The sequence below is a fragment of the Pseudomonas sp. GCEP-101 genome (genome assembly GCF_025133575.1).
Lineage (GTDB): Bacteria > Pseudomonadota > Gammaproteobacteria > Pseudomonadales > Pseudomonadaceae > Pseudomonas > Pseudomonas nitroreducens_B.
The window spans coordinates 5,411,825-5,436,973 of record NZ_CP104011.1; the positions used below are offsets into that span (position 1 = coordinate 5,411,825).

General features: G+C 68.6%; 23 protein-coding genes and 1 pseudogene. 13 read left to right on the top strand and 11 right to left on the bottom strand.

The annotated features are described in order from the left end of the window. Window positions 1-14 precede the first annotated feature (14 nt). Entirely contained in the window at window positions 15-1,010 is a 996-nt protein-coding gene (locus tag N0B71_RS24410) for an alpha/beta fold hydrolase (RefSeq protein ID WP_259755463.1), read from the bottom strand. A 58-nt stretch (window positions 1,011-1,068) separates the two neighbouring features. Continuing rightward, window positions 1,069-2,364, bottom strand: coding sequence for an epoxide hydrolase family protein (locus N0B71_RS24415; protein ID WP_259755464.1), 1,296 nt, complete (start codon window positions 2,362-2,364; stop codon window positions 1,069-1,071). Window positions 2,365-2,639: 275 nt separating this feature from the next. Here N0B71_RS24415 and N0B71_RS24420 point away from each other — a divergent pair, with 275 nt between their 5' ends. The 3 genes from N0B71_RS24420 to N0B71_RS24430 all read left to right on the top strand — a co-directional run bounded on the left by N0B71_RS24420 (window position 2,640) and on the right by N0B71_RS24430 (window position 6,519). Further along, window positions 2,640-5,429: a PAS domain-containing protein gene (locus tag N0B71_RS24420; protein WP_259755465.1), complete on the top strand. Its 2,790-nt coding sequence runs from the start codon at window positions 2,640-2,642 to the stop codon at window positions 5,427-5,429. Continuing rightward, window positions 5,429-5,800, top strand: a complete 372-nt coding sequence (locus tag N0B71_RS24425) for a response regulator transcription factor (RefSeq protein WP_259755467.1) — start codon at window positions 5,429-5,431, stop codon at window positions 5,798-5,800. The genes N0B71_RS24420 and N0B71_RS24425 overlap by 1 nt, the downstream gene beginning before the upstream one ends. Before the next feature lie 89 nt (window positions 5,801-5,889). Then, on the top strand, window positions 5,890-6,519 hold the full coding sequence (locus N0B71_RS24430) for a response regulator transcription factor (protein ID WP_259755469.1): 630 nt from the start codon (window positions 5,890-5,892) through the stop codon (window positions 6,517-6,519). A 7-nt stretch (window positions 6,520-6,526) separates the two neighbouring features. Here the strand turns inward: N0B71_RS24430 and N0B71_RS24435 are convergent, their stop codons facing one another. The 5 genes from N0B71_RS24435 to N0B71_RS24455 all read right to left on the bottom strand — a co-directional run bounded on the left by N0B71_RS24435 (window position 6,527) and on the right by N0B71_RS24455 (window position 12,535). Then, the gene (locus N0B71_RS24435; RefSeq protein ID WP_259755470.1) at window positions 6,527-9,397 is read right to left on the bottom strand and encodes an ATP-binding protein; all 2,871 of its coding nucleotides are present in this window, start codon (window positions 9,395-9,397) and stop codon (window positions 6,527-6,529) included. Window positions 9,398-9,535: 138 nt separating this feature from the next. After that, window positions 9,536-9,952: an organic hydroperoxide resistance protein gene (locus tag N0B71_RS24440; RefSeq protein WP_259755471.1), complete on the bottom strand. Its 417-nt coding sequence runs from the start codon at window positions 9,950-9,952 to the stop codon at window positions 9,536-9,538. Between the two features lie 26 nt (window positions 9,953-9,978). Next, a complete protein-coding gene (locus N0B71_RS24445; protein ID WP_259755472.1) occupies window positions 9,979-10,368 on the bottom strand; it encodes a hypothetical protein in 390 nt (129 codons plus the stop codon). A 175-nt stretch (window positions 10,369-10,543) separates the two neighbouring features. Beyond that, window positions 10,544-11,293, bottom strand: coding sequence for a creatininase family protein (locus N0B71_RS24450; RefSeq protein ID WP_259755473.1), 750 nt, complete (start codon window positions 11,291-11,293; stop codon window positions 10,544-10,546). Window positions 11,294-11,647: 354 nt separating this feature from the next. Then, the gene (locus N0B71_RS24455; protein WP_259755475.1) at window positions 11,648-12,535 is read right to left on the bottom strand and encodes a DMT family transporter; all 888 of its coding nucleotides are present in this window, start codon (window positions 12,533-12,535) and stop codon (window positions 11,648-11,650) included. A 188-nt stretch (window positions 12,536-12,723) separates the two neighbouring features. Here N0B71_RS24455 and N0B71_RS24460 point away from each other — a divergent pair, with 188 nt between their 5' ends. From N0B71_RS24460 to N0B71_RS24485, 6 genes and pseudogenes are all read left to right on the top strand, one after another. After that, window positions 12,724-13,635, top strand: a complete 912-nt coding sequence (locus N0B71_RS24460) for a LysR family transcriptional regulator (RefSeq protein WP_259755476.1) — start codon at window positions 12,724-12,726, stop codon at window positions 13,633-13,635. 14 nt (window positions 13,636-13,649) lie between these two features. Beyond that, window positions 13,650-14,534, top strand: a complete 885-nt coding sequence (locus N0B71_RS24465; RefSeq protein WP_259755477.1) for a LysR family transcriptional regulator — start codon at window positions 13,650-13,652, stop codon at window positions 14,532-14,534. Window positions 14,535-14,700: 166 nt separating this feature from the next. Continuing rightward, window positions 14,701-14,820 (top strand): annotated as a pseudogene (locus N0B71_RS24470) (LysR family transcriptional regulator); the annotation flags it as partial. A gap of 295 nt (window positions 14,821-15,115) precedes the next feature. Then, window positions 15,116-15,739: a glutathione S-transferase family protein gene (locus N0B71_RS24475; RefSeq protein ID WP_259755478.1), complete on the top strand. Its 624-nt coding sequence runs from the start codon at window positions 15,116-15,118 to the stop codon at window positions 15,737-15,739. Window positions 15,740-15,794: 55 nt separating this feature from the next. Then, on the top strand, window positions 15,795-17,831 hold the full coding sequence (locus tag N0B71_RS24480; RefSeq protein WP_259755479.1) for a pyridoxamine 5'-phosphate oxidase family protein: 2,037 nt from the start codon (window positions 15,795-15,797) through the stop codon (window positions 17,829-17,831). 14 nt (window positions 17,832-17,845) lie between these two features. Then, complete coding sequence (locus N0B71_RS24485) at window positions 17,846-18,061, top strand: hypothetical protein (RefSeq protein WP_259755480.1); 216 nt, start codon at window positions 17,846-17,848, stop codon at window positions 18,059-18,061. A gap of 217 nt (window positions 18,062-18,278) precedes the next feature. Here the strand turns inward: N0B71_RS24485 and N0B71_RS24490 are convergent, their stop codons facing one another. Continuing rightward, a complete protein-coding gene (locus tag N0B71_RS24490; RefSeq protein WP_259755481.1) occupies window positions 18,279-18,533 on the bottom strand; it encodes a hypothetical protein in 255 nt (84 codons plus the stop codon). Window positions 18,534-18,841: 308 nt separating this feature from the next. Between N0B71_RS24490 and N0B71_RS24495 the strand changes: the two genes are divergently transcribed. From N0B71_RS24495 to N0B71_RS24505, 3 genes are all read left to right on the top strand, one after another. Further along, the gene (locus tag N0B71_RS24495; RefSeq protein ID WP_259755482.1) at window positions 18,842-19,618 is read left to right on the top strand and encodes an AraC family transcriptional regulator; all 777 of its coding nucleotides are present in this window, start codon (window positions 18,842-18,844) and stop codon (window positions 19,616-19,618) included. Window positions 19,619-19,698: 80 nt separating this feature from the next. Next, window positions 19,699-20,298 (top strand): SDR family oxidoreductase, encoded by a 600-nt coding sequence (locus tag N0B71_RS24500; RefSeq protein ID WP_259755484.1) that lies wholly within the window; start codon window positions 19,699-19,701, stop codon window positions 20,296-20,298. 5 nt (window positions 20,299-20,303) lie between these two features. Continuing rightward, window positions 20,304-20,639 carry a hypothetical protein gene (locus N0B71_RS24505; protein WP_259755485.1) on the top strand — a complete coding sequence of 112 codons (336 nt, stop codon included), beginning with the start codon at window positions 20,304-20,306 and terminating at the stop codon, window positions 20,637-20,639. A 64-nt stretch (window positions 20,640-20,703) separates the two neighbouring features. Here the strand turns inward: N0B71_RS24505 and fabF are convergent, their stop codons facing one another. After that, window positions 20,704-21,975: a beta-ketoacyl-ACP synthase II gene (fabF, locus tag N0B71_RS24510; protein ID WP_259755487.1), complete on the bottom strand. Its 1,272-nt coding sequence runs from the start codon at window positions 21,973-21,975 to the stop codon at window positions 20,704-20,706. Between the two features lie 111 nt (window positions 21,976-22,086). Between fabF and N0B71_RS24515 the strand changes: the two genes are divergently transcribed. Next, window positions 22,087-22,581 (top strand): winged helix-turn-helix transcriptional regulator, encoded by a 495-nt coding sequence (locus N0B71_RS24515; RefSeq protein WP_259755489.1) that lies wholly within the window; start codon window positions 22,087-22,089, stop codon window positions 22,579-22,581. 160 nt (window positions 22,582-22,741) lie between these two features. On the opposite strand, the gene hemN is transcribed toward N0B71_RS24515, so the two are convergent. After that, a complete protein-coding gene (hemN, locus tag N0B71_RS24520) occupies window positions 22,742-24,127 on the bottom strand; it encodes an oxygen-independent coproporphyrinogen III oxidase (RefSeq protein ID WP_259755490.1) in 1,386 nt (461 codons plus the stop codon). Between the two features lie 202 nt (window positions 24,128-24,329). Further along, entirely contained in the window at window positions 24,330-25,145 is an 816-nt protein-coding gene (locus tag N0B71_RS28330; RefSeq protein ID WP_442964628.1) for a zinc-ribbon domain-containing protein, read from the bottom strand. Window positions 25,146-25,149 lie beyond the last annotated feature (4 nt).

The window sequence follows — 25,149 nt, forward strand, 5'->3', positions numbered from 1 at the left end:
GGCGCCTCTCCGGCTCACAGATGATCGGCGTCGATCACCGCCTTGACGAAGGCGGCAGGCGCCTCCTGGGGCAGATTGTGGCCAATGCCGCCAGTGACCAGGCGGTACTCGTACTTGCCGCCGAAACGCTTGGCGTAGGCCTCGGCCGGCGGGTGCGGCGCGCCGTTGGCATCGCCTTCGAGGGTAATGGTCGGCACCTGGATGGTCGGGAAGGTCGCGAGCTTCTTCTCCAGCTCGGCATAGCGCGGCTCGCCGTCGGCCAGGTTCAGGCGCCAGCGGTAGTTGTGGATGGCGATCGGCCCCTGGTCGGGGTTGTCCAGCGCCTGGGCGCTACGCTCGAAGGTCGCGTCGTCGAACTGCCACTTCGGCGATGCCAGTTGCCAGATGAGCTTGGCGAACGCGTGGCGATACTGGTCGTAGCCAGCCTTGCCGCGTTCGGTGGCGAAGTAGAACTGATACCACCACTGCAGCTCGGCGGCCGGTGGCAGCGGCGCCTTGCCCGCCTCCTGGCTGCCGATCAGGTAGCCGCTGACGGACACCAGGGCCTTCACCCGCTCGGGCCAGAGCGCCGCGACGATGTCCGCCGAGCGTGCGCCCCAGTCGTAGCCGGCGAGTACCGCGCGCTTGATCTTCAACGCATCCATGAAGTCGATGACGTCCACCGCCAGTGCGGCGGGCTCACCGTTGCGCCGGGTGGACGCGGAGAGGAAACGCGTTTCGCCATACCCACGGGCGTAGGGAACCAGCACGTGGTAGCCCTTGGCGGCCAACTGCGGCGCCACCTCGGCGTAGCTGTGGATGTCGTACGGCCAGCCGTGCAGCAGGATCACCACCGGGCCATCGGCCGGGCCGGCTTCGGCGTAGGCGACGTTGAGCAGGCCGGCATCGACGTGCTTGAGCGCGCCGAAGACCGGGTCGGTGGCCGCTTGCGCCACGGCGCCACAGGTGAATGGCGCGAGGGTGATGGCCAGCGCCGAGGCGCCGAGTTGCGGGGACTTGAACAGGTTCATCACAAATCTCCATGGCAGACGCGCGGCCTGCCCGGTAGTTGCCGGCAAGCGGCGGGTTCTAGTGGTTGTTCAGGCTCGATCGCAGTGGGCGGAACGCCTCGCGCAGTTCCTCGCTGAACAGCTGCGGCTGTTCCCAGGCGGCGAAGTGGCCGCCCTTGTCCACCGCGTGGAAGTAATCCAGCGAGGGATAGGCGCGCTGCGCCCAGCTTTTCGGCGCCCGGTAGATCTCGCCGGGGAAGACGGTGATGGCCACCGGCACCTTGATCTGCGCGGTCTTCTGCGCGGCGGCGCTGAAATTGTTGTTGTTGTTTTCCCAGTAGAAGCGCGAGGAGGACGCACCGGTATTGGTCAGCCAGTAGAGCGAGATGTCGTCGAGCATCTCGTCGCGGCTCAGCACGCGCTCGGGCTCGCCGCCGCTGTCGGTCCAGGCGGCGAACTTCTCGTACATCCAGGCGGCCATGCCGGCCGGTGAATCGGCCAGGGAATAGCCGATGGTCTGCGGGCGGGTCACCATCATCGCGCCGTAGGCGGCGTTGCGGCCGAAGAAGGTGCTCAGCGCGTCGAAGGCGCGGCGCTCGTCGGCGCCCAGCCCGGCAGGCGCCGTAGCACCACTGTTGATCGGCCCGACCAGCTCCGGCGGCACCGTCGCCGGCATGTTCAGGTGGATGCCGAGCAACCCGGGCGGCGCCAGGCGGCCGAGGGCATCGGAGATCACCGAGCCATGGTCGCCGCCCTGGGATACGTAGTGGCTGTAGCCCAGGCGCTTCATCAGTACATCCCAGGCGCGGGCCACCCGGTCCGGGCCCCAGCCGGTAGTGGTGGGCTTGCCGGAGAACCCGTGGCCGGGAATCGCCGGGATCACCACGTCGAAGGCGTCTTCGGCACGGCCGCCATAGGCGACCGGGTCGGTCAGCGGGCCGATGGTCTTGAGGAACTCCAGCGGCGAGCCTGGCCACCCATGGGTGAGGATCAGCGGCATGGCGTGCGGCTCTTTCGAGCGTACGTGGATGAACTGGATGTCCACGCCGTCAATGCGGGTGATGAACTGCGGCAGCGCATTGAGCCTGGCTTCTGCACGGCGCCAGTCATAGTCCTTGCCCCAGTAACCCACCAGCGCACGGACCCTCTCCAGCTGGATGCCCTGCGAGGCGTCGTTGACCGTCTCGCGGTCCGGCCAGCGTGTGGCGGCGATGCGCCGACGCAGGTCGTCCAGCTGCTCCTGCGGCACCTGGATGCGGAACGGCCGCACGCTGTCATCGGCGTTGGCGGTGCTGCTGGCACTCGCGGCGAACGCCTGTTGCAGCAGGTGATGCTGGCCGTCGCCGAGCAGGAACAGCCCCACGGCGGAGGCCATGAGCGTACGACTGAAACGACGACGGAGGTGGGGCGATGATGAGGCGGCTGGCATGGTCGATCTCCCTGGTTCACTGGCCGACGGATCGGCGACCTGCAGCGATCTCAACAAAGCCGGCGGGGTGCCGCGATTGCACCATGGTGTCGGTCGATACCTTGGTATCGGGGCTCGCGCGCGAACGCGTGCAGTGCCGCAGCCGACACCTAGGTATCATTGGCAACCCCCGCCGCCTGGGCGCATGCTCGCCCCACGGCTAGCGCCGGGAGAGGACCGGTATGCACAACGAAGTCGTCGACAAGCTGCCCGACATGGCCTGGACCGCCCACGCCGACGGCCGCCTGGAGAGCGTCAACCAGGCCTGGCGCCGCTATGCCGGCCGGGACCTGGATGCCCATGGAGAGGACATCTGGCAGGCGCTGGTGCACCCTGCGGACCTGCCCGCGGTGCAGCAGGGCTGGAGTGCCATCCGCCAGTCCGGCACGCCCCACGACCTGCAGGCGCGCCTGCGCCGGCACGACGGGGTGTACCGGCGCTTCCTGCTGCGCGCCCGCGCACTCACCGACGACGATGGCGCCCTGGTTGGCTGGTGCGGCCAGAACATCGATATCGACGACCTGCCAACCGCCGCGCCGGCTGCCATCACCCAGGAAATCATCGACAGCATTCCCGGCCTGATCTCGCTGATGACGCCCGACGGCGAGCTGGAATGCGTCAATCGCCACAACAGCGATTACCTCGGCGCCAGCCTCGAGGAGCTGCGCGGCTGGACCGGCTCCAGCACGCTCCACCCCGACGACCTGCCCCAGGCGCTGAAGGCGTGGCAGCACGCCGTCGCCAGCGGCGAGCCGTACAACGTCCAGCACCGGGTGCGCGGCGCGGACGGCATCTACCGCTGGTTCCATGTACGCGCCCTGCCCCACCGCGACGCCGCAGGACGCATCCAGCGCTGGTTCGTGCTCAAGGTGGACATCGACGAACAGAAGCGTGACCAGGCGCTGATCGCCCAGGCACGGGAGTCGCTGGCCCGCGCACTGGACGAGGTCCGGGCGTCCGAAGACCGCCTGCGCACACTGATCGACGCCGTGCCGGGCTTCGTCTGGCGCACCGCCCCGGATGGCAGCGTGGAATTCCTGAACCAGCGCTGGTTCGACTACACCGGCATGAGCGCGCAAAGCGCTGCCGGCGTCGGCTGGATGAGCGCCCTGCACCCCGAGGACGCGCCGGCACTGGGTGCCTACTGGCAGGGCCTGCTGGACTCCGGTAGCGCCGGCGAGTTCGAGGCCCGCCTGCGGCGCTTCGACGGCAGCTACCGCTGGTTCCTGATCCGCGCGGTGCCGCAGCTCGACGCGGCCGGGCGCGTGCTGAAATGGTACGGCGGCAACACTGATATCCATGAGCGCAAGCGCGCCGAACTGCTGCTGGCTGGCGAGAAGCGCCTGCTCGGGCTGATGGCCGGCGGCTGTGCGCTGCCCCAGGTGCTCGATGCCCTGTGCGACCTGGTGGAGAGCAACCTGGAAGACTGCCGCTGCGCCATCACCCTCGTCGCTCCGCGCCAGGGGCACGTGGCGGAAGCCGCCACGCGCCTGCAGCCTGGTGCCGCGCCGCATCTGCCGGCCTCCTTCTACGGCGGCGCCAACGGCCTCCCGGTGGATGCCCATAGCAGCCCCCAGGCTCAGGCGGCCGTGGAAAACGCCAGCGTGCTGATTGCCAACCTGAACGCGGAAACCCGCTGGCCCGCCTGGCGCCAGCAGGTGCGTGGCGGCGATGTCCATGCGCTGGCGGCGACCCCGGTGGTGTCCACCACCGGCGAGGTCAGCGGCATCCTCTCGGTCTACTTCGCCCGGCCGGAGCTGCCGGATGAAAGCCAGCGCGCGCTGATCGCGCAATTCACCCATCTCGCCAGCATCGCCATCGACCGCGCCCGCAGCGAGGCCGCCCTGCGCCAGAGCGAGGCGTTCCTGGCCAAGGCCCAGCGCATCAGCCTCACCGGTACCTTTTCCTGGCGCGTGGACAACGACGAGATCGCCTGGTCGGAGGAGATCTACCGGCTGCTCGACCTGCAGCCGGGGCTGACGCCAAGCTTCGAACTGATCTTCTCGCGTATCCACCCGGACGACCGCGCCACGGTGCGAGCGCTGCTCCAGCGCCAGTGCCGCGACGGCTGCGACTTCGCCCACGAGCATCGGCTGGTGCTTCCCGGCGGCGCCATACGCCATGTGCACCTGGTAGCCCAGGCCACCCGCGACACCGACGGTGCGCTGCTGTACATCGCCACCGCGCAGGACGTGACCCAGCGCCGCCTCGCCGAGGAGACCCTGCACCGCACCCGCGCCGAGCTCGCCCATGTCGCCCGCGTCGCCAGTCTCGGCGCGCTGACCGCGTCCATCGCCCACGAGGTCAACCAGCCGCTGGCCGGTATCATCACCAACGCCAGTACCTGCCTGCGGATGCTCGGTGCGCCCACGCCCAACCTGGAAGGCGCGCGGGAAACCGCCCGGCGCACCATCCGCGACGGCAACCGCGCGGCGGACGTGATCAAGCGCCTGCGTGCCCTGTTCGCCCGCCACGAGGCGGTCAGCGAACCGCTCGACCTCAACGAAGCGGCGCGGGAAGTGATCGCCATGCTGCACAACGAACTGCAGCGCCACGGCGTGACCGTGCTGCCGACGCTGCAGGCAGACCTGCCCGCCGTGAGCGGTGACCGCGTGCAACTGCAGCAGGTGATCCTCAACCTCATCCTCAACGCCATCGATGCGCTGGGTGACGTGCATGACCGCCCCCGGCAGTTGCGCATCAGCAGCGGTCTCGATCCCGACGCGAGCATCTTCCTCGCCGTGCGCGACAACGGCGCGGGCTTCGCGCCAGCGGACGCCGGCCGCCTGTTCGACGCCTTCTTCAGCACCAAGCAGTCGGGCATGGGCATCGGTCTGTGGGTCAGCCGCTCCATCGTCGAGCACCACGCCGGCCGCATCTGGGCCACCACCCACGACGGACCGGGCGCCACCTTCATCTTCGCGCTCCCCCATGCGCAGCCCACCCCCGACCAACCGACGGAGATCCGCTGATGGCCACGCCCCTGCTCGTGTCGGTGGTCGATGACGACGAATCGGTGCGCGAATCCCTGCCGGACCTGCTACGCGAGTTCGGCTTCCAGGTCTGCGCGTTTTCCAGCGCCGAAGACTTCCTCGCGTCGGACGCGCTGCAGCGCACCCGCTGCCTGATCCTCGACGTGTCGATGCCGGGCATGAGCGGTCCGCAGTTGCAAAAGGAACTGACACGGCGCGCGATGGCCGTGCCGATCATCTTCATCACCGCCCACAGCGACGCGGGCACCCGCCCGCGGCTGATCGCCCAGGGGGCGGTGGACTGCCTGCTCAAACCGTTCAGCGAAGCGGAACTGCTCAAGGCACTCAGCGCCGCCCTGCCGGTCAGCTGACAGCCCGGTCGACGCCACTCGGAGGACATGGCATGTTGCATCACTCTCCCGCCAATCCCGGCGCAGCCCAGCGAACGGAACGCCTGCCGATGCAAGAGCCGACGCCCATCGTCTACGTTGTCGACGACGACATCTCGGTGCGTGAATCACTGGAACTGCTGATCCGCTCGGCCGGCTGGCGGCCAGTGCTGTTCGACGCTGCCAGAGCCTTCCTCGACGAGCCGGCCGGCGCCGCGCCCAGCTGCCTGGTGCTGGACGTCAACCTGCCGGACCTCAACGGCCTCGACCTGCAACGCAGCGTCGCCGGCGCGCGCCCGGCGATGCCGATCATCTTCATCACCGGCTACGGCGACGTGCCATTGACCGTGCGCGCAATGAAGGCCGGCGCGGTGGAATTCCTCACCAAGCCGTTCGACAGCGACACCCTGTTGCACGCCATTGCCGACGCGCTGCAGCAAAGCCGCGCCGCGCTCGGCCAGCAAAGCCGGCTCGAGGCCGTGCGCCAGGCCTATGCGCTGCTCACCAGCCGCGAGCGGGAAGTGCTGGAAATGGTGGTGGCCGGGCGCCTGAACAAGCAGGTCGCAGCCGACCTGGGCATCAGCGAGATTACCGTAAAGGCGCACCGCGGCCGGGTCATGCGCAAGATGCAGGCGCGCACCCTGCCGGACCTGGTGAACATGGCCGCGCTGCTGGCGATCACACCCGCCGAGAGCCGCTGAGCGCGACTCAGGTGGCGCCCAGGGCGCGCCGCCGTTCCTCCAGCAAACGCACGTCCAGCGTGTCGAAGCCTTCCTCGAGCCGGCAGGCGTCCAGCAACGCCAGCGCCGCGACGTCCTCGCCCTGTCTCGTGCGCAGCCGCGCGAGGGCCAGGCTCGAACGCAGCATCCAGGCCCTGGCGCCCTGTTCGCGCGCCATCGCCAGCGAAGCCTGCAGCAGCTCCCCCACCGCCTCATCGCCCTCCTCGCCCAAGGCGCCGATGATCTGCGCCTCGATGCGCATCAGCTCCGGCAACGCATAGGCATCGCCACTGCCTCGGCAATGGGCGATGCAGCGCCGCGCAACACCCAGCGCGCGGCGGTGTTCACCAGCGAGGATGAGGCCCTCGGCGAGGGCAATCTCGAAGGACGTGGTCAGCAACTCGTAGCGCATGCCGTGCAGGCGCGTGAGGCTCTCCTCCAACTGGCGCACCGCATCGCCAGGCTGCTCACGGCGAATGGCGATGGCCGCCTGGAACCCCGGGGTGGCAGCCTGATACGGCGCAAAGGCATTGGCCTCGGCAATGCGGCTGAAGGTCGCCAGGCTGCGTTCGGCCTTGTCCAGCTCACCCGTCCAGATGTGGATGCACAGCGTCCACACCAGGGCGATGCAATGGGTCGCGGGATGGTTGAGTTCCGCCGCCTCGGCCTCCACCTGGTCCGCCCAGCGCCGCGACTGGTCCGCGCAGCCCAGCAGCCAGAGCGTGCGGGCCAGGGCCAGGCCAGTGCGGTTGTGGTGGTCGAAACCATAGTGCAATGTGCGGCTGCGCTCCGAGGGCAAGCTGTTGCGCAGGGACTTTTCCAGCTCCTCGCGCGCCCGCTGCTGATCGCCCAGCAGGTGATGGGAGATGCCTGCCAGCGAGGCGGCCACCGCCACCGCTTCCGGTTCGCCCAGGGTGTCGCCGACCACCACCGCGCGCTCCGCCCAGGCCAGCGACGAGGCGAAGTCACCGATGCGTTCGTAGAAGATCTGCAGGCGCCCCAGCACGCGCAATTCGGCCCAGTGGTCAGCGAGCGCCACGGCGATTTCCAGGGCGCGCAGCAGTGCCTTGCCGGCCGCCTCGCTGTTGCCGCGGGTGAACATCAGCACCAGCCCGAGGGCCGATTGCAGCTCCATTTCGGTGGGGGTGCCGAAATAGCCCAGTTCCAGCAACTGCGTGGCCCGCGCGCACCAGGTGCGGCATTCCACCTGCAGCGAATAATGCAGGAACAACGGCGCACTGGCAGCCGCCAGCGGCAGCGCCAAACCGGGGTCGCCCTGGGGGCCGAAGCTCCACTCCAGCGCGCTGCGCACGTTGCCCAGCTGGTTGGCCAGCCGTGCGCAGCCCTCGTAGATCACCTCCGGCACGCTGCCCAGTTGCTCCAGCAACCACAGGTAATAGGCGGCGTGACGGAAGGCCAGGGCGTGCGCCTCATCAAAGCCATGGCAAGCAGCCTTTTCACGGGCGAAGGCGCGGGTCATCTCCAGCAGGCGATACGCCGTCGCGGCCTCGCTGCGGTCTACGGCCACCAACCCCTTGGACGTCAGTTCATCGAGGATGGCGGCAGCCTCCAACCCATCGATACGCCCATCCGCGACGACCTGCGCAGCCGCCTCCTGGGAGAAGGGCCCGACAAAGACCGACAGGCGATCGAACACCAGACGCTCGTTCTCGGCGAGCAGCCCGTAACTCCAGTCCAGCATGGCGCGCAGCGTCTGGTGGCGCGGCTGCGCCGTGCGGCGGCCGGACCAGCCCAGGGAAAAACGCTCACCCAGCAGTGCATGGGTGGCCTTCACGCCGTGGAGCGCCACCCGCACCGCCGCCAGCTCGATGGGCAAGGCCATGCCACCCAGGCGCCGGCACATGTCGGCGATCAGGGCGGGGTCGCCATCCTGCCATTGCAGCGCCGCGTTGGCAGCCTCGGCGCGCTCGACGAACAGCCGCACGGCAGGGTACGCCAGCACTGTCTCGACGGGCAGGCCGTGCGGCTGCTCGGGAAACTCCAGCGGGCCAAGCCAGTGTGCCTCTTCGTCCCGCGCTCGCAGCGGTTCGCGGCTGGTGGCGAGCAGGCCGACGCCGGGAGCGACGTCGCGGATGCGCTCGGCCAGCGCGGACACCACGTCGACCACATGTTCGCAGTTGTCGACGAGCAGCAGCAGATCCTGGCCCTTGAGGTACGCCAGAAGCACCGCCAGCGGGTCTTCGGCCTGCACGGGCACCCCCAGCGCGGCGGCCAGCGCCGAGGCGACCAGATGCTCGTCCTCCACCTGGGCCAGGTCGATGAAGCGCACGGTATGCCGGCGCTCGGCAAGCAGACGATGACCGACTTCGACGACCAGGCTGGTCTTGCCCACCCCGCCGGTGCCGACGATGGTGAGCAGGCGCGGCTCGCGCAGGCGCTGCAGGATCATCTGCACGTCGGCCTCACGGCCGATCAGCTTCACTCGCGGCGGCAGGCTGCCGACACCATCGGCCACGGGCAACGCCGGCAACACCGCCGGCGCCGCATCGTCCGCGCGGCTCACCGGCGCGACGAAGGCATAGCCAACACCGACCTGGGTGGCGATGTAGCGCGCGCCATGCTCGCCATCGCCCAGGGCGCGGCGCAGCCCGTTCATGTGAAAGCGCAGGCTGCCCTCTTCCACCACCATGTCGGGCCACACCCGTTTGAGCAGTTCGCGCTTGGAGAGCACCCGGCCGGGCTTTTCCAGCAGGGCCAGGAGCAGGTCGAAGGCGCGTCCGCCGATGTCCATCGGCTGGGCATCACGGGTGAGCAGGCGCTTGCCGGGTATGACCCGGAACGGGCCGAATTCGATCGACGCTATCGCCGAGGGGGACAGATCGTCCGCTGCAGACTCCACGGGGCGTTTCTTCCGGAAGTGGGAGTGGGCGCGAGGCTGGCCCGCAAGTCCTAGCAGGATAGGAGTTTCGAGCGCGCGATCAAGCGTTGCGCGCGGCCTTTTATGCGCGCTGTCACGCTAAATCGGCGGCGACCGGGCTCATCGCAGGCTCAGGGTAACGGCAATGTTGCCGCGCAGCGCTTTCGAATAGGGACAGCTGTGCCGCGCCGCGTCCACCAGGCACTGCGCCAGTTCCGCTTCCAGCCCAGGCAGTTCGATGGCCAGATGCGCGCGCAGGAAGAAGCCGTGCTCGCCATGCATCAGGTCCACCTCGGCGTCCACCGCTGCATCCGGAGGGAAATCCAGCTTGCGCGCATGGGCCGCGTGGCGCAGCGCGCCGATGAAACAGGCGGACCACCCCGCGGCGAACAACTGCTCGGGGTTACTGCCCTGCCCTGGCGCCCCGGGCGGCGTCAGGCGAAGCTGCAAGCGACCGTCGTTACTGCGTGCTTCGCCATCGCGGCCACCTCGGGTGCGCACGCGGGCGGTGTAGAGAACCTTCTCGATCGACTGCATCGGTACCACATCCTGACAGCGTGAAATCAGTGCGCGGCGGCGGTGCGCCTGCGTCGCGCGGGCGTATTCGCCGGACTCGCAGGCGGAGCCTCGGCGTGCAGCGCACTGCGGTAGGCGCCCAGTTCCTGGCGGGCCAGCTCCAGCAGCCAGGCACGGAAGGGAACAGCCGGGTCGAAGGCTGCGCGCTGCCGCTCAACCTGGCGCAAGGTGGCGCGAACCAGATCGCCCATGGCCGGTTGGCCGATGCGTCCGGCCTGCACCTGGCCCTCGAAGAAGGCGACGAGCAGCGGCAGCACCGCCATATACAGCTGTCGCGAGGCGATGCCCGCCGGCTCGCCGGTGCCAAGGAGCAACGCACCGAACTCCGCATTGCTGCGCCGCCCCGCCAGATTCATGCAGCCGTCATGCTGGGTCATGGAGGCCTCCCTGGTTAGCCAATGACTCCCGGCTGCCAGCGTGGCAAGGAGCGTGCAATCGGGCCAGTTATCTGCTGTTAGCTCTTGTTAGCTGGCCCCCAGGGGCTACCGGCAGCGCACAAAAAACCCGAGCGAGGCTCGGGTTTCGTGAAGGGCAACGCTGCGGCGGTAGCACTCAGAACGGCGACAGTTCACCGCTGAAGGCCTCGACCGCCTGCACCAGTCCCTGGGCGGCCAGCATCACCAGTTCGCGCCCCTTTTCCGGCGTGGCGAGGCCGGGATCGGAGCCCATGCGGCCGTCCGGATGGCGCGCGCGAAAATCCGCCGCCTCGCGAATCGGCCCCCAGTTGGCGATCGCCGGCGAGTATTCGGCCGACTTGATGTGCTGCGGGTAGGCCCACTGGGTGACGGCGATCTCCGACGGCGTGGCGTGAATACCGTGGCCCTTGGGGAACTGCCGGTTGGCCAGCTCGCCGACACCTTCCAGGTCCCACCAGTTGCACAGCTTCAGGGCGAACCCCGCCGGGCGCCGGGCGAAGCTGGCCTGGGCGTAGAGTTCGGAGAACGCCGCCTCGATGGACGCCACGTTGCCGCCATGGCCATTGAGGAACAGGATCTTCTCGAAACCATGGGCGGCCAGGGAATTCACCCAGTCGCAGATGGCGGCGATGAAGGTCGAGGGGCGCAGCGTAATGGTGCCGGGGAAGCCCAGGTGGTGTTGCGCCATGCCAATATTGAACGTCGGCGCGATGAGGATATCGGCCGATTTCTGCGCTTCGTGGGCGATGATTTCAGGGCACATCCAGTCCGTACCCAACAGGCCGATGGGACCGTGCTGCTCGTTGGAGCCGATGGGTATGACGATGGTCCGGCTGCGACCAAGAAACTGCTCGATTTCGGACCAGGTGCACAGGGGAAGGAGCATGGGAGACCTCGCGATTCGACGGGTTCGCCTTGGGGGATGAGCGTGCGGCGCGCGCTCGGGCTGCGGGGCTCTCGGAGCGGTGGCCGGGTTGCCCGTGGCGGGAATGACACCACGGCCTGCGCGCTGAGGGACATTGCACCATGGTGTCTATCGGGACTGCGGCGCCCTTGGTCAACGGCGGACCGTGTCCGCCGTTCGCGGGCATGGCCCGCTCCTACAGGCGCACCGTGCTCCGTGGCCATGCCTGCCCACCGTCGCCGTTCACGAGCTCGCTCCTACGCTGCCCGGCGGGCGTAGGAGCGGCCCCCGTCCGCGATAGCTCCGTCCCCCCGCATGACGTACAGGCATCCGCGCTTACAGCGTCTTCGGCCTGATCGAATACAACCCCGCCAGCAGGATCAGCAACGCGCCGGTGAGGCTCCAGAGACCCGGCGCCTCGCCGAAGACGATGACACCAATCAACGTGGCGAAGGCCAGCAGCGAGTAGTTGAACGGCTGCAGCGTGGAGGCCTGGGCGTACTTCAGCGCCTGGATCAGCAGCAGTTGGGCGATCACTCCGGAGACTGCGACGATGGACATCAGCACGGCCTCGCGGGGCGTGGGCATCACCCACGCGGGCAGCCCGGCGCCGGTGGCTGCGACGGCGCCGACCACGGCCATGTACAGCGTGGTGGTGGCGAAGGAATCGGTCTGGCCGATGCGTCGCGAGAGGATGTTGAAGAAGGCGAAAGTCAGCGCCGCCGCCAGCGGGATCAGCGCCGCGGGCTGGAACACGCCCAGGCCGGGGCGCAGGATGAACAACGTGCCAGCGAATCCCACTGCGGCCGCCAGCCACTGCCGCCCGGCCATTCGCTCGCCGAGGAACGCACGCGCCAGGCCCAGCGTCATCAACGGGAAGACGGCGTAGAGCGCGTGGGTTTCGGCCAGCCCGAGGTAGCGCAGGGCCAGGCCGAAGAGTGCGATCTCGCCCACCCCCAGCACGGCGCGGACCACCTGTTGCCACGGGCTGGCGCTGCGGCTGGCCGCCCGCACGCCGCCGCGGGAGCGGCAGACGATGAGCGCGAAGAGCACGAATACCCAGTAGCGCACCATCACCAGCTCGGCTACCGGCAGGTGGCGGACCAGCACCTTGGTGATGCCGTCCTGGCAGGCGAAGATGAGCATCGACAGCAGGCACAGGGCGATGCCCAGCCGTGGGTTGTGGGCAGCGGCCAGCGGGGCGGCCGTGGACTTGCGGGTCATGGAGGAAGGCTCTTGGCGGTGGCGGCCCCGCGGCGGGCGCCTGCTGCGCTTGTGCCGCAGAGGCCGGGCGGGGTCAAGCCGCACGGCGCTGGCAAGCACGCCGATGTCGCCTGCACGCCGCGGCACTTCATTCCTGCGCGGCTTCCCTCTACAGTCTGGCGATCCGCTCAAGGCGACAACGGTGACCCATGGACAGGTTTCAGGAAATGACGGTGCTGCTGGCGGTGGCCGAAGCCGGCAGCTTTGCCGCCGGCGCCAAGCAACTGGGCCTGTCGCCGCCCAGCGTGACCCGCGCCATCGCCGCGCTGGAGCAGCGCCTGGGCACCCTGTTGCTGGCGCGCAGCACCCGCAGCGTGCGGCTCACCGACGCCGGCCAGCGCTACGTGGAGGATTGCCGGCGCATCCTGCAGGAGCTGCAGGACGCCGAGGAGCTGGCCTCGGGCAGTGCCTTGCGCCCGCGCGGCAACCTCACGGTGACTGCCCCGGTGCTGTTCGGCGAGCTGTACCTCATCCCGCTGATCGCCAGCTACCTGGAGGCCCACACCGAGGTCACGGTCAACGCGGTGCTGGTGGACCGCGTGGTGAACATGCTCGACGAAGGCATCGACGTTGCCGTGCGCATCGGCCAGTTGCCCGAAGGCAGCCTGACCGCGCTGAAGGTCGGCGAAATCCGCCCGGTGGTCTGCGCCGCCCCTGACTTCCTCGACCGCCACGGCCGCCCGCAGCACCCCAACGAGCTGCTCGACGCGCCGATCGTCATGGCCGCCACCAGCGTGCTGATGACCCATTGGCAGTTCATCACCCCGGAAGGACCGCTGACGCTGCGCCCGCCGTCGCGCTTCGTGGTCAGCTCGAACAACGCCGCGCTCCATGCCGCGCGCCTGGGCGGCGGCTTTACCCGCGTGCTGTCCTACCAGGCTGCCGAGGCGGTGGCACGGGGCGAGCTGGAGATCGTCCTCGCTGATTTCTCCACGGCGCCGCTGCCGATCCACCTGCTCTACCAGGACGGTGCCCGGCTGCCGGCCAAGGTGCGCAGCTTCGTCGCCCATTGCGCGGAACGCCTGCGCGCCGATACCGCCCTGCAGGTCGCCAACCGGTGAGCCGCTACCGGGAAATGCAAGCGTTCGACGCTGTCGCCCGCGCCGGTAGCCTGGCCGGGGGTGCGCGGCTGCTTGGGCTGTCCACCGCAACGGCGATGCGCCTGGTCGCCGCGCTGGAGGCGCGCCTGCACGGCGAGCTGCTGCAGCGCGGCCCACGCGGGGTGGCGTTGAGCGCCAGCGGCGAGACCTTCGCCGCCAGCTGCCGGCAGATTCTCGCCGGCATCGAGGAGGTCGAAGGCTCGCTCGGCGGCCTGCAGGCGCACCCCGCCGGGCAGTTGAACCTGACGCTGCCGCTGCTGATGGGCGACCGCATCTTCGCCCCCATCGCGCTGGACTACCTGGCCGCCTTTCCGGATGTGCGCGTGGTCAGCCACCACCGGGAAGACCTGCCGCGCCTGCTGGAGGACGGCATCGATGTCGCCCTGGTGATCGGCGCGCTGCCCGACTCCTCCGGCTTCGCCCTGCCGGTGGGCAGCGTGCGCCCGGTGGTCTGCGCAGCGCCCGGCTACCTCGCACGCCATGGCGTGCCGCTGGCGCCGGAGGACCTCAAGGCGCACCGCATCATCGTTGCCGGCAGCCAGGGCGCGGTCAGCGAATGGCGCTTCCGCCACCAGGGCGCGCCACGCTCGGTGCGCCTTGCGCCGCGCCTGACCTGCAGTACCACCCACGGAGCGATCCGCGCCGCCAGCCTGGGGCTGGGGCTCACCCGCTGCATGAGCCACGAGGCCCATGGCGAACTGAGCAGCGGGCGCCTGCAGCTGGTGTTGCAGGACTATGCAGCGCCGGGTTTGCCCGTGCAGCTGATCTACCGCGAAGGCCGTCGCGCGGCGGCGCGGGTGCGCAGCTTCCTCGACTTTGTCGTGCCGCGCCTGCGGGCGCACCCGGCGCTGCGCGGGTAAACCTGAACCCCGCCGCTCGGGCCGTCGCAGGCATGGCCAGCTCCTACAGGCCCCACCCCGCCATTCCCCTGTAGGAGCGGGCCACGCCCGCGACCCGCCAGCAGAGCCGGCGCCATCCGCGCGCCCCACCGGTAACGCCGGCGCCCATGAGTTCGCGAGCAAGCTCGCTCCTACTTCGCCCGTGCAGCTGATCTACCGCGAAGGCCGTCGCGCGGCGGCGCGGGTGCGCAGCTTCCTCGATTTTGTCGTGCCGCGCCTGCGGGCGCACCCGGCGTTGCGTGGGTAAACCTGGACCCCGCCGCCCGGGCCGTCGCAGGCATGGCCAGCTCCTACAGGCCCCACCCCGCCATTCCCCTGTAGGAGCGGGCCACGCCCGCGACCCGCTGGCAGAGCCGGCGCCCATAGGGTTCGCGGCCCACACCGGCAGCCTCCAACCCATTCTTCCGCATTCTGAAACGCTGGATTGCCCGCCCTGGCGATTCTGCGCGCCGGCCAACGGGCGCAGCATGCGTCCATCAGCTCGAGCAACCCACCCCGGCCCTCTCGCGCTGCCTCCCCACTCACGACAAGGAATCACCGTCATGTCCCACCCCATCAAACTCTTCCGCCACCCGCTGTCCGGCCACGCCCACCGCGTCGAGCTGATGCTCTCGCTGCTGCAGCTGCCCGCCGAACTGATCTCCGTCGACCTCGCCAAGGGCGCCCACAAACATCCGGACTTCCTCGCCCTGAACCCCTTCGGCCAGGTGCCGGTGATCGACGACGACGGCGTCATCGTTGCCGACTCCAACGCCATCCTGGTGTACCTGGCGAAGAAGTACGGCAACGGCCGCTGGCTGCCGGAGGACCCGGTCGGCGCCGCCCGTGTGCAACGCTGGCTCTCGGTGGCCGCCGGGCAGGTCGCCTTCGGCCCCGCTGCCGCACGGCTGATCACCGTGTTCGGCGCGGCGTTCAATCCGCAGGAAGTCATCACCCGCGCCCACACCCTGTTCCAGGTGATGGAACGCGAACTGGCGAAGACCCCCTTCCTGGCCGGCCAGGAGGCGACCATCGCCGACGTGTCCAACTACTCCTACATTTCCCATGCGCCGGAGGGCAATGTTTCCCTGCAGGATTACCCCAACCTGCGCGCCTGGCTGGCCCGCGTGGAAGCCCTGCCGCACTTCGTGCCGATGCAGCGCACCACCATCGGCCTGCAAGCCTGATGCAACCCGTGCTGCCGGGGTGACCCGGCAGCCCTCTCGTCGCGAGGTGAGCGCCATGTTCCAGTTGCCCAAACACCGCACCTCCCCCTGGCACGCCGGCGAGAAGGCCGTCCAGGAGCGCGTCGGCGTCGCCGAGCGCATGGAAGTCCACGGCCAGAAGGTCATCCGCGACTACATGCCCGACCAGCACCGCGAGTTCTATCACCAGTTGCCCTTCATCATCGCCGGCGCCGTGGATGACCAGGGGCGGCCCTGGGCGACCCTGCTCGAAGGCGCGGAAGGCTTCGTCACCTCGCCGGACCCGAAAAGCCTGCTGCTGGACAGCGTGCCCGACAGCCAGGACCCGGCCGCCAGCGGCCTGCAAGCCGGCAACCCCATCGGCCTGCTGGGCATCGAACTGCACACCCGCCGGCGCAACCGCATGAACGGCATCCTCCGCGAAGTGGATGGCGGCCGGCTGGCGGTGGCTGTCGAGCACTCCTTCGGCAATTGCCCGCAGTACATCCAGAAGCGCGAGTGGAGCCGCGACGAGCAGCGCTACAGCCAGCGTGCCCCACGCCAGGACTTCAAGGCACTGAACGATGAACTGGCGGCGATCATCGGCAACGCCGACACCTTCTTCGTCGCCAGCTACGTGCAGCACGAGGACGGCGAACGCTCGGTGGACGTTTCCCATCGCGGCGGCCGCCCAGGTTTCGTGCGGGTCGAGGGCAATCGGCTGACCATCCCCGACTACGCCGGCAACCTGCACTTCAACACCCTCGGCAACCTGCAGGCCAATCCGCAGGCCGGGATGTTGTTCGTCGACTTCGAGAGCGGCGACGTGCTGCAGGTCCATGGCCGCACCGAGATTCTCTTCGACAGCCCACTGCTGACCGCCTTCGAAGGCGCCGAGCGCCTGTGGACGCTGGAGGTGCAGCACGCCGTCCTGCGCCGCAGCGCCCTGGCGCTGCGCTGGAGCTTCCGCGAATACTCGCCCACCAGCCTGATGACCGGCACCTGGGCCGAAGCCGACGCCACGTTGCGCGAGCGCGAGCAGCGCCAGCAATGGCAGGACTGGCAGGTGCTGCGTGTGGAGCGTGAGAGCGAGGACATCCGGTCCTTCTACCTGCAACCGCCAACCGGCGTTGCCGTGGACTTCGCACCGGGGCAACACCTGCCCATACGCCTGGCCACTGGCGAGCAACCGCTGATCCGCACCTACAGCCTGTCCAGCGCGCCGTCGGATGGCGAGCTGCGCATCAGCGTCAAGGCCCAGGGCCCGGCGTCGCGCCACCTGCATGAGCAGGTCCGGGTGGGCGACCACCTGCAGGTGCGCGCGCCCATGGGCAGCTTCACCCTCAAGCGCGGCAGCGCACGCCCGGTGGTACTGATCGGCGCCGGGGTGGGCATCACGCCGCTGCTCTCGATGCTGCGCGAACTGGCAGCGGGACCGGCCCGGCGGGTTCATCTGTTCCAGTCCGCCCGGACGCTGGGCCAGTTGCCGTTCCAACGGGAGATCGCCGAACTGCGCCAGCGCGCGCCGCACCTGCAAATCCACCGCGCGCTCAGCCGCCCGGAGGACAGCGCCGTGCTCGGCGTTGACTTCGAACAGCAGGGGCGCCTGGACATCGAGGCGATCAGGACGCGGCTGCCGCTGGACGACTACGACTTCTACGTCTGCGGTCCCGGTGAATTCACCCAGGCGATCTATGACGGCCTGCGCGGGCTGAACGTCGCCGACGGGCGCATCCATGCCGAAACCTTCGGCCCCTCGACACTCAAGCGCCGGGGTGACGGCTCCGCGCCGACCTGGGTGCAGCCGCCCCCCGCCACCGAACCGGTGCCGGTGTACTTCGCCGGCTCGGCCAAGGAAGCCCGCTGGAAGCCCGAAAGCGGCACGCTGCTGGAACTGGCCGAAGCCCGCGGCCTTGCGCCCGATTTCAGCTGCCGCGGCGGCTCCTGCGGCACCTGCAGGACGAAGATCGTCAGCGGCCAGGTGCACTACCCCAACCCGCCGGCGGAACTGCCCGAAGCCGGCAGCGCATTGATCTGCTGCGCCATCCCGGCGCAGGACGACGGCGGCGTGCAACCGCTGGTGCTGGACCTCTAGGGAGCGAATCAATGATGAATGCGCTGAACGCATTCGAAAGCGGGAGCAAGCGCTTCCCGCAGTGGGACGAGGAATTCGTCGAGTCAGCGGCACCGGCCTTCTGCGGGCCGAACGAGGCGGAAGTGGGCTTCCTGCTGCCGCAGTTGCTGTCGACGCCGGGTTGCCCGTCGCGCTCGCGCACCGTGGAGATCGGCGCGGCACTGCTGCGCTGGCTCAGGCGCGCCGCGTAACTCCAGAAGCCGGCCTGTAGGAGCGAGCGTGCTCGCGAACCCCATTCGACACGCCCAGAACATCCGGATGGAACACGGTTCGCGATCCCGCATTACCCCACCGTCGCAGGCGCTCCGGGTAGCGGCGGTGAAGGCCGTCACCACTGCCACCCAGGGCCCCGGTCGCCGCCTGCGTCCTGGCGATTTCTCACGTGCCGGAATGGGGAGCTGGAAGCGCTCAGTCGCCTTCGTCGAGACGCTCGACCCAGCGCTCGGCGGCATCGTGGGAGGCCTGGAAGGCTTCCTCGTGGGATTCCCACGGGCCGATCACCACGTCCAGCGGCGAGACGCCGGCCGGCACCTTCGCCAACGACAGCAACACTTCGCCCACCTTGCCCGGCGCGATGTAACGCGGCGACATCAACACGGCGATGCCCGTGGACGTCAGGTATTCACTGGGCGCCATGAACTCCGGCTCGACTGACTGCTGCATGCGATTTTCCCCCCGGCCGCGGATGGCCTGTTTCTGCTCTGCACACCATGGATGGGGCGCACGGCGCGACCCCCACTGTTGTCCTGACCCGAGCGAGCGGGCGACAGTTCCGGCAACCATGGCGGCCGGCCGGGCGAGCGGACAGACGGCTGCTGCTGCGCGACCACACCGCCGGCTCGTAGCCGTCCAGCTCGATGAAGTGGAAGCGCCGGCCGCCGGGGACGGCGGGAAATCTCCTGGCGCGGCAAAGATTGGCCATTTCGAGCCGATTGCCGAATAATCGTCGCGACTCAGCCAGAACCGCCACCATGCTCAACATCCCCCTCGCCAGCGTCGACGATGTCGACCGCGCCGTGCTGGCCATCGGCACCGACTACCCCCTGGGTACGCTGCTCAAGCCCCACGCGCACCGCCGCGCGCAGTTCCTCTATGGCATGAGCGGGCTGATGGAAGTGGAAACCGAGGACGGCGCCTGGGTGATTCCGCCCTACAGCGGTGTGTGGATTCCCGCCGGCAAACAGCACCGCGTGCTGATGCGCGGGGTCAGCACCCGCAGCCTGTACATCGACCCACAGCTGCCGGTGCGCGATACCCACCTTTGCCAGGCGCTGACCGTCTCGCCGCTGCTGCACCACCTGCTGCTGGCCAGCGTCGAGGTACCGGCGCTGCATGACGAAAACGGCCGCGACGGCGACCTGATCCGCCTGTTGCTGCACGAGCTGCGCCGGGCGCCGAGCCTGCCGCTGTTCGCCCCGCTGCCGGCGCAGCCGAAGCTGGCCGAGCTGTGCCGGGCGTTCCTGCGTCAGCCGAACATCGGCGTCACGGCGGATCGCTGGGCCGCCGAACTGCACTGCAGCGCCCGCACCTTCAGCCGGCTGTTCCGCCAGCAGACTGGCCTGTCCTTCGGCGCCTGGCGCCAGCAGGCGTGCCTGCTCGCCGCCGTCACCCGCCTCGCCGCCGGCGCACCAGTCACGCGCGTGGCGCTGGAACTGGGCTACGACAGCCCGAGCGCCTTCTCCAGCATGTTCCGCCGCAGCCTGGGCGTGGCCCCGAGCAGCTACCAGGCCACCACCGACAGCGCCTGACGCCGCTGGCGCAATCGGACGGAACCCTCGGCGCGCGGCTCCTTCGATATGCATAGGTCGCATCCGCCCGAGGAGCCCCCATGCATAACCTGGAAACCCCCACCCTCAAACTGGGGTTGTTCGCCCCCTCGAACAGCTTCGCCCAGGCGCTGATTGCCGGCGCCCTGCAGCGCCAGCATGAAGTCACCGTGCTGCTGGACGACCTCAACCGCCTGCGCGCCCGCCCCGGCCTGCGCTGCAAGCTGGGCAGCCTGGAATCCTCGATCACGGTCAGCGAAGCGGTGTCGGGGCTCGACGTGGTGTGCGCCATGCTCACCGAGCGCCCGACGCGCGACCTGCCACCGCAATGTGGCGCGTTGATTGATGGTTGCCTGCGGGCGGAGGTGCCTCGCCTGCTCCTGGTAGGCCACTGGGGCTGGCTGGTGGAGCCCAGCGACGCCGACCAGGAACAGCTCGGCGCCGGCCTCGCCCGCAGCCTGGAGGTCAGCGGGCTGGACTGGACGCTGGTAGAGGCACCGCCACTGCCCGAGGGCCTGCGCATCGACGACTTCAGCCGCGCCGGTGACGCCGCCACGCAGGACACGGCACTCGCCCTCTCCTATGCCGAGGCGCTGCTGGATGAGATGCAACTGGGCCTGCACAGCGGCCAGTGCCTGCGTCTGCGTCGCAGCGAGGCGTGAGCGCCATGTCCGGCCCCGATGCGCTCAGCCAGTGCCTGGGCACCCTGCTCCTGGCGCTGGCCTTCAGCGCCTTCATCCTCTTCGTGCGCAGCTATCGCCCGGCCGGGGTCAGCGCGCGCTGGTACGACCTGGTGCTGGCATTCGTCGGCCTATGGCTGGCGTTGTGGCCGGAGCTCGGCACCTTCCTGCGGACGATGAGCCTCGAAAGCGCCCTAGGCCTGCTGGCACAAGTCATCGCCACCGTGATCGGCGGACTGCTCGGGGCCGGCGTGGCCTATGGGCTGGGCCGGCTGATGCGCGAAAGCCGAGGCACGGCGAAGCGGAGCAGGCGCCCCCGCTGAGGCGCCGCAGAACGGCCCGGCGTTCTCCGGGCCCGAAAGCAAGCCTCGCGCGCCGGGCTGCCGCTTATTCGGCCCAGCGCCGGAACAGCACGCTGGCGTTGACGCCGCCAAAGCCAAAACCGTTGGAGAGCGCAAAGTCGGTATCCAGCGCACGCGGTGCCCCGGCCGCGATGTCGAGCCCTTCCGCCAACGGGTCCGCCTGGGTCAGGTTGAGCGTCGCGGGCGCCACCTGGTCCCGCAATGCCAGCACGGTGAAGATCGCCTCGATCCCGCCCGCCGCCCCCAGCAGGTGCCCCGTAGAGGATTTGGTGGCGCTGATGACCGGCGACGCCACGCCCTCGAACACCGACCGGATGGCCGCCAACTCGGCCCTGTCGCCCACCGGAGTGGAGGTGGCGTGAGCGTTCAGGTGCCCCACCTGCTCCGGTGTGATGCCGGCCTGTTGCAGTGCCGCTCTCATGGCTCGTTGCGCGCCCTCGCCGTCCTCCGGCCCGGAGGTGATGTGATGGGCGTCGGCACTGGTGCCATAGCCCACCAGCTCTGCCAGCGGCGTCGCCCCACGCGCCAGGGCATGCTCGAGTTCTTCGATGACCAGCAACCCGGCCCCCTCGCTCATGACGAAGCCTTCCCGCGCGGCATCGAATGGTCGGGAAGCGGTTTCGGGGCGGTCGTTGAATTCGCTGGCCAGGGTCCGCGCGGCGGCGAACCCGGCGAGGCTGACGCGGTGGATGGCGGCTTCCGCTCCACCGCACAGCGCGACATCGACCTCGCCAGCCTGGATCATCCGCGCCGCATCGCCAATCGCCTGGACGCCGGCTGCACAGGCCGTCACCGGCGCGCCCAACGGCCCTTTCAGACGATGACGGATGGATACCTGACCGGCAGCCAGGTTGCACAGGAACGAAGGAATGGTGAAGGGCGAGAGCCGGCGCGGGCCCTTGCTGTCCGTGGTACGCACGGCTTCGGCGATAGCCGGGAAGCCGCCGATGCCCGAGGCGATGATCGTGGCGGTACGTTCCTGCTGCCGGGGCGACTGCGGTTGCCAGCCGGCTTGCTCCAGCGCCTCCTCCGCCGCCGCCAGGGCGAACAGGATGAAGCGATCGACCTTGCGCTGCTCCTTCTGCGGCAGCACACGATCCGGGTCGAAACCGCCGTGCGGGTCCTCTTCCAGACCGGGTACCTGGCCGCCAATGCGCACCGACAAATCGCCAATCAACTCTGCCGGCAGCTCCCGGATCCCCGATCGGCCGGCCAGCAAACGCTCCCAGACCCGATCCACACCGCATCCCAGCGGCGTGACCGCGCCCATACCCGTTACGACGATGCGCTTTCTCATGAAGACCTCACTCCTCTCTCGGTTTGGTACGATCTGGAAGAAAGACGTTACTATCATAATGAAAGTAACATGACGTCTTCATTTTTTCCCAGACAGGAGCGAGCGAACCCGATGCAGCGCAAGACACTGTTGAACGCCGAATGCCCCGTGGCGCTGAGCCTGGAACACGTGGGCGAATGGTGGAGCCTGCTGATCATGCGCGATGCGCTGCAGGGCCTGCGCCGATTCGACGAGTTCTCCAAGAGCCTCGCCATCGCCCCCAACATGCTGACCCGCCGGCTCAACGCCCTGGTCGACGCCGGGTTGCTGGAACGCCGCGCCTACAGCACCAAGCCGTTGCGCCACGAGTACGTTCCCACCCAACGTGGGCGTGACCTCATCGGCGTCATCTTCGCCCTGATCGCCTGGGGCAATAAGCACTTCGCCGGCCGCGAAGACAGCGTGCGGGTCGTCGAGAAAACATCGGGCAGGACCGTTCAACCGATGATGGTCGACATCGAAACGGGAACGGTGGTGCCCTGGGAGGATTGCGAGGTGGCCGCGGGCCCCGGCGCCAGCGAGGACATGCGCGAGAGGATCGCCGGGATCAAGACCCGGCAGCAGTGACCGGCGCCCCGCAGCCAATGGCTGAGCTGGCTACAGCGCCTGCGATGTCCGTGTCGATTTCGCGGGTTCTGCAAGTGCGGACCATGCGGGTGCATTCAGCAAAGGCTGAAAAACAGAACAGCCCACCCTGCGGCGGGCCGTTCCAGCGGAGCAGACAGCCTCAGATAGTGCGCGAGAACCGCTCCTGCTGCGCCCCGCCCAGGTAGGCATCGAAGGCCATCGCCACGCTGCGCATCATCAGCTGGCCCTGGGGCAGCAGCACCAGCGCATCGTCGTGCAGTTCGATCAGGCCGTCGCCGACCTGCTCCTGCAACTGCCGCAGCGAGCCGTCGAAGTACTCGGCAAAGCGAATCCCGTGGCGCTGCTCCAGCGGGGCGTAGTCCACCCGGCCGTGGCACATCAGGGCGCTGATCACGTCACGGCGCAGGCGGTCGTCGTCGCTCAGGCGGTAGCCCTTGTGCACCGGCAGCAGGCCCTCGTCGAGCCGTGCGTAGTACTGCGACAGCTCCTTCACGTTCTGCCCGTAGGTATCGCCGACCTTGCTGATGGACGACACGCCCAGGGCGATCAGGTCGCAGTCGGCGTGGGTCGAGTAACCCTGGAAGTTGCGCTGCAGGGTGCCGTTGTTGCGGGCGACGGTGAGTTCATCGCCCGGCAGGGCGAAGTGGTCCATGCCGATGTAGACGTAGCCGGCGGCGGTCACGCGCTGGATGGTCAGCTCCAGCAGTTCCAGCTTGCGCTCCGGCGGTGGCATGTCCTCGCGGCGGATCAGCCGCTGCGCGCGCACCCGTTCGGGCAGGTGGGCGTAGCTGTAGGCGGCGATGCGGTCGGGGCGCAGGGCGATGATCTTGCCCAGGGTGGTGTCGAAGCTCGCCACGGTCTGCAACGGCAGGCCATAGATCAGGTCGACCGAGACCGACTTGAACCGCGCGTCACGAGCGGCCTGCACCAGGTCGAACACCTGCTGCTCGCTCTGCACGCGATTGACCGCTGACTGCACCTGCTCGTCGAAATCCTGCACACCGAAACTCAGGCGGTTGAACCCCTGGGCGCGCAGCTCGGCGATGCGTTCGCGGCTGATGGTGCGCGGGTCGACTTCGATGGAGAACTCGTGGGCATCGCTTTCATCGAGGCTGAAATGCTCACGCAGGCAGTTCATCACGTTGCCCAGTTGCTCGCTGGTCAGGTAGGTCGGCGTGCCGCCCCCCAGGTGCAGTTGGGTGAGCATGCGCGAGCCATCGAACAGCGCGGCCTGCAGAGCAATCTCGCGTTTCAGGTAGTCCAGGTACTCCACGGCGCGGTGAGTCTTCTGAGTGATGATCTTGTTGCAGGCGCAGTAGTAGCAGAGGCTCTTGCAGAACGGGATATGGATGTACACCGAGAGCGGCTTGGCCGCGCCCTGGTTGCTGCGCTGGGCAGCCGCGCGGTAATCGTCGGCGGCGAAGGCGCCATGGAACTGCGGCGCGGTGGGATAGGAGGTATAGCGCGGGCCGGGACGGTCGTACTTCTCCACCAGCGCACGGTTGAAACTCATCGATTCGGGCATGACACGGGGCTCCTGAGGCGCTGGCAGTCTGTCGCTGCGAGTCGCCGCCGCACGATACTCCGCTCACGCTACGCCCCTCCTGAGCGGGATCAACAAAGATCTCCTGCGCAGGAGAAATCTTCATGGTCGTACACCGGTTGCCGACACACGGCGCATTGGCGACTCGCAATGACGGGCTGAACCGCGCCCCATGGCGGGCACCTCACTCGTCGCGCGACTGGTGCGTCCTGTACCGCATCCAGGCGGCAGAACCGGGCTTGGTGCGAGCCATGTTCGCGCAAACGGGGCACCAACTGCCCCGCTTGACATTTCCGCAACTTGCCCGCCATTTATGCCCTTTTGCGCATATCCAATCATAGATTGTGCGGCTATTTCGGTACTCGTCGGAAAGAAACCGGCCGTGGTTCTGCTCCGCAAGCTGACGGGCATTCTCGATCCCAAGCCGAAGGCTCTCGATTTGACACTTAGGGCACCAGCTGCCTCTAAGCACCTGCGTGGCCAGTGATTGCCAGGTATGTCCTTGGGCACAACGAAATGGGTATTTATGCTGCGACCCCAGGTAAACCGTAGCCAAGCACTCACCTCCTCGGGAATGGGCATGGGCCTGCAGTCGCTGCAAGCCATCCTGGGCCATCCGGTACCGCCCCGTATTGACATGGCAGCGACTGCAGCCAGGGCTGCGTAGGGCGTCAGCATAAGTGCGCTGCCATTCATGGCTGGGGTCCTGCCGACAGCGAAAGCGATGTAGCGCCGTGCTGCTGACCCACTGTTCATCCAGCCACTCGCTGCCGCTCTGTTCCACCTTGTGCTTGAGCCGGAGAACTCGCTCCAGCTCGCGGCAGCGTGGGCAGCTTGGGCAGCTAAGCAGGCCGGTGGGCGTGTAACGGAACACATGCCCCTGGCCGCACTGGAAGCGATGTGAATGGTTATTGCCCGCCCACTCATCCAGGCAGGTGAACTGCAACCGCTGCAACGCGTACTGAATTGCGCTACTCATCTGCATGGAAATCTCCAGCATTGGT

Coding starts and splice junctions, on each gene's coding strand:
- N0B71_RS24420 (WP_259755465.1), top strand. CDS start 2,640: ATGCACAACGAAGTCGTCGACAAGCTGCCCGACATGGCCTGGACCGCC.
- N0B71_RS24445 (WP_259755472.1), bottom strand. CDS start 10,368: ATGACCCAGCATGACGGCTGCATGAATCTGGCGGGGCGGCGCAGCAAT.
- N0B71_RS24410 (WP_259755463.1), bottom strand. CDS start 1,010: ATGAACCTGTTCAAGTCCCCGCAACTCGGCGCCTCGGCGCTGGCCATC.
- N0B71_RS24505 (WP_259755485.1), top strand. CDS start 20,304: ATGTCCGGCCCCGATGCGCTCAGCCAGTGCCTGGGCACCCTGCTCCTG.
- N0B71_RS24500 (WP_259755484.1), top strand. CDS start 19,699: ATGCATAACCTGGAAACCCCCACCCTCAAACTGGGGTTGTTCGCCCCC.
- N0B71_RS24430 (WP_259755469.1), top strand. CDS start 5,890: ATGCAAGAGCCGACGCCCATCGTCTACGTTGTCGACGACGACATCTCG.
- fabF (WP_259755487.1), bottom strand. CDS start 21,975: ATGAGAAAGCGCATCGTCGTAACGGGTATGGGCGCGGTCACGCCGCTG.
- N0B71_RS24515 (WP_259755489.1), top strand. CDS start 22,087: ATGCAGCGCAAGACACTGTTGAACGCCGAATGCCCCGTGGCGCTGAGC.
- N0B71_RS24465 (WP_259755477.1), top strand. CDS start 13,650: ATGCAAGCGTTCGACGCTGTCGCCCGCGCCGGTAGCCTGGCCGGGGGT.
- N0B71_RS24460 (WP_259755476.1), top strand. CDS start 12,724: ATGGACAGGTTTCAGGAAATGACGGTGCTGCTGGCGGTGGCCGAAGCC.
- hemN (WP_259755490.1), bottom strand. CDS start 24,127: ATGCCCGAATCGATGAGTTTCAACCGTGCGCTGGTGGAGAAGTACGAC.
- N0B71_RS24490 (WP_259755481.1), bottom strand. CDS start 18,533: ATGCAGCAGTCAGTCGAGCCGGAGTTCATGGCGCCCAGTGAATACCTG.
- N0B71_RS28330 (WP_442964628.1), bottom strand. CDS start 25,145: ATGCTGGAGATTTCCATGCAGATGAGTAGCGCAATTCAGTACGCGTTG.
- N0B71_RS24450 (WP_259755473.1), bottom strand. CDS start 11,293: ATGCTCCTTCCCCTGTGCACCTGGTCCGAAATCGAGCAGTTTCTTGGT.
- N0B71_RS24415 (WP_259755464.1), bottom strand. CDS start 2,364: ATGGCCTCCGCCGTGGGGCTGTTCCTGCTCGGCGACGGCCAGCATCAC.
- N0B71_RS24440 (WP_259755471.1), bottom strand. CDS start 9,952: ATGCAGTCGATCGAGAAGGTTCTCTACACCGCCCGCGTGCGCACCCGA.
- N0B71_RS24425 (WP_259755467.1), top strand. CDS start 5,429: ATGGCCACGCCCCTGCTCGTGTCGGTGGTCGATGACGACGAATCGGTG.
- N0B71_RS24475 (WP_259755478.1), top strand. CDS start 15,116: ATGTCCCACCCCATCAAACTCTTCCGCCACCCGCTGTCCGGCCACGCC.
- N0B71_RS24485 (WP_259755480.1), top strand. CDS start 17,846: ATGAATGCGCTGAACGCATTCGAAAGCGGGAGCAAGCGCTTCCCGCAG.
- N0B71_RS24495 (WP_259755482.1), top strand. CDS start 18,842: ATGCTCAACATCCCCCTCGCCAGCGTCGACGATGTCGACCGCGCCGTG.
- N0B71_RS24455 (WP_259755475.1), bottom strand. CDS start 12,535: ATGACCCGCAAGTCCACGGCCGCCCCGCTGGCCGCTGCCCACAACCCA.
- N0B71_RS24480 (WP_259755479.1), top strand. CDS start 15,795: ATGTTCCAGTTGCCCAAACACCGCACCTCCCCCTGGCACGCCGGCGAG.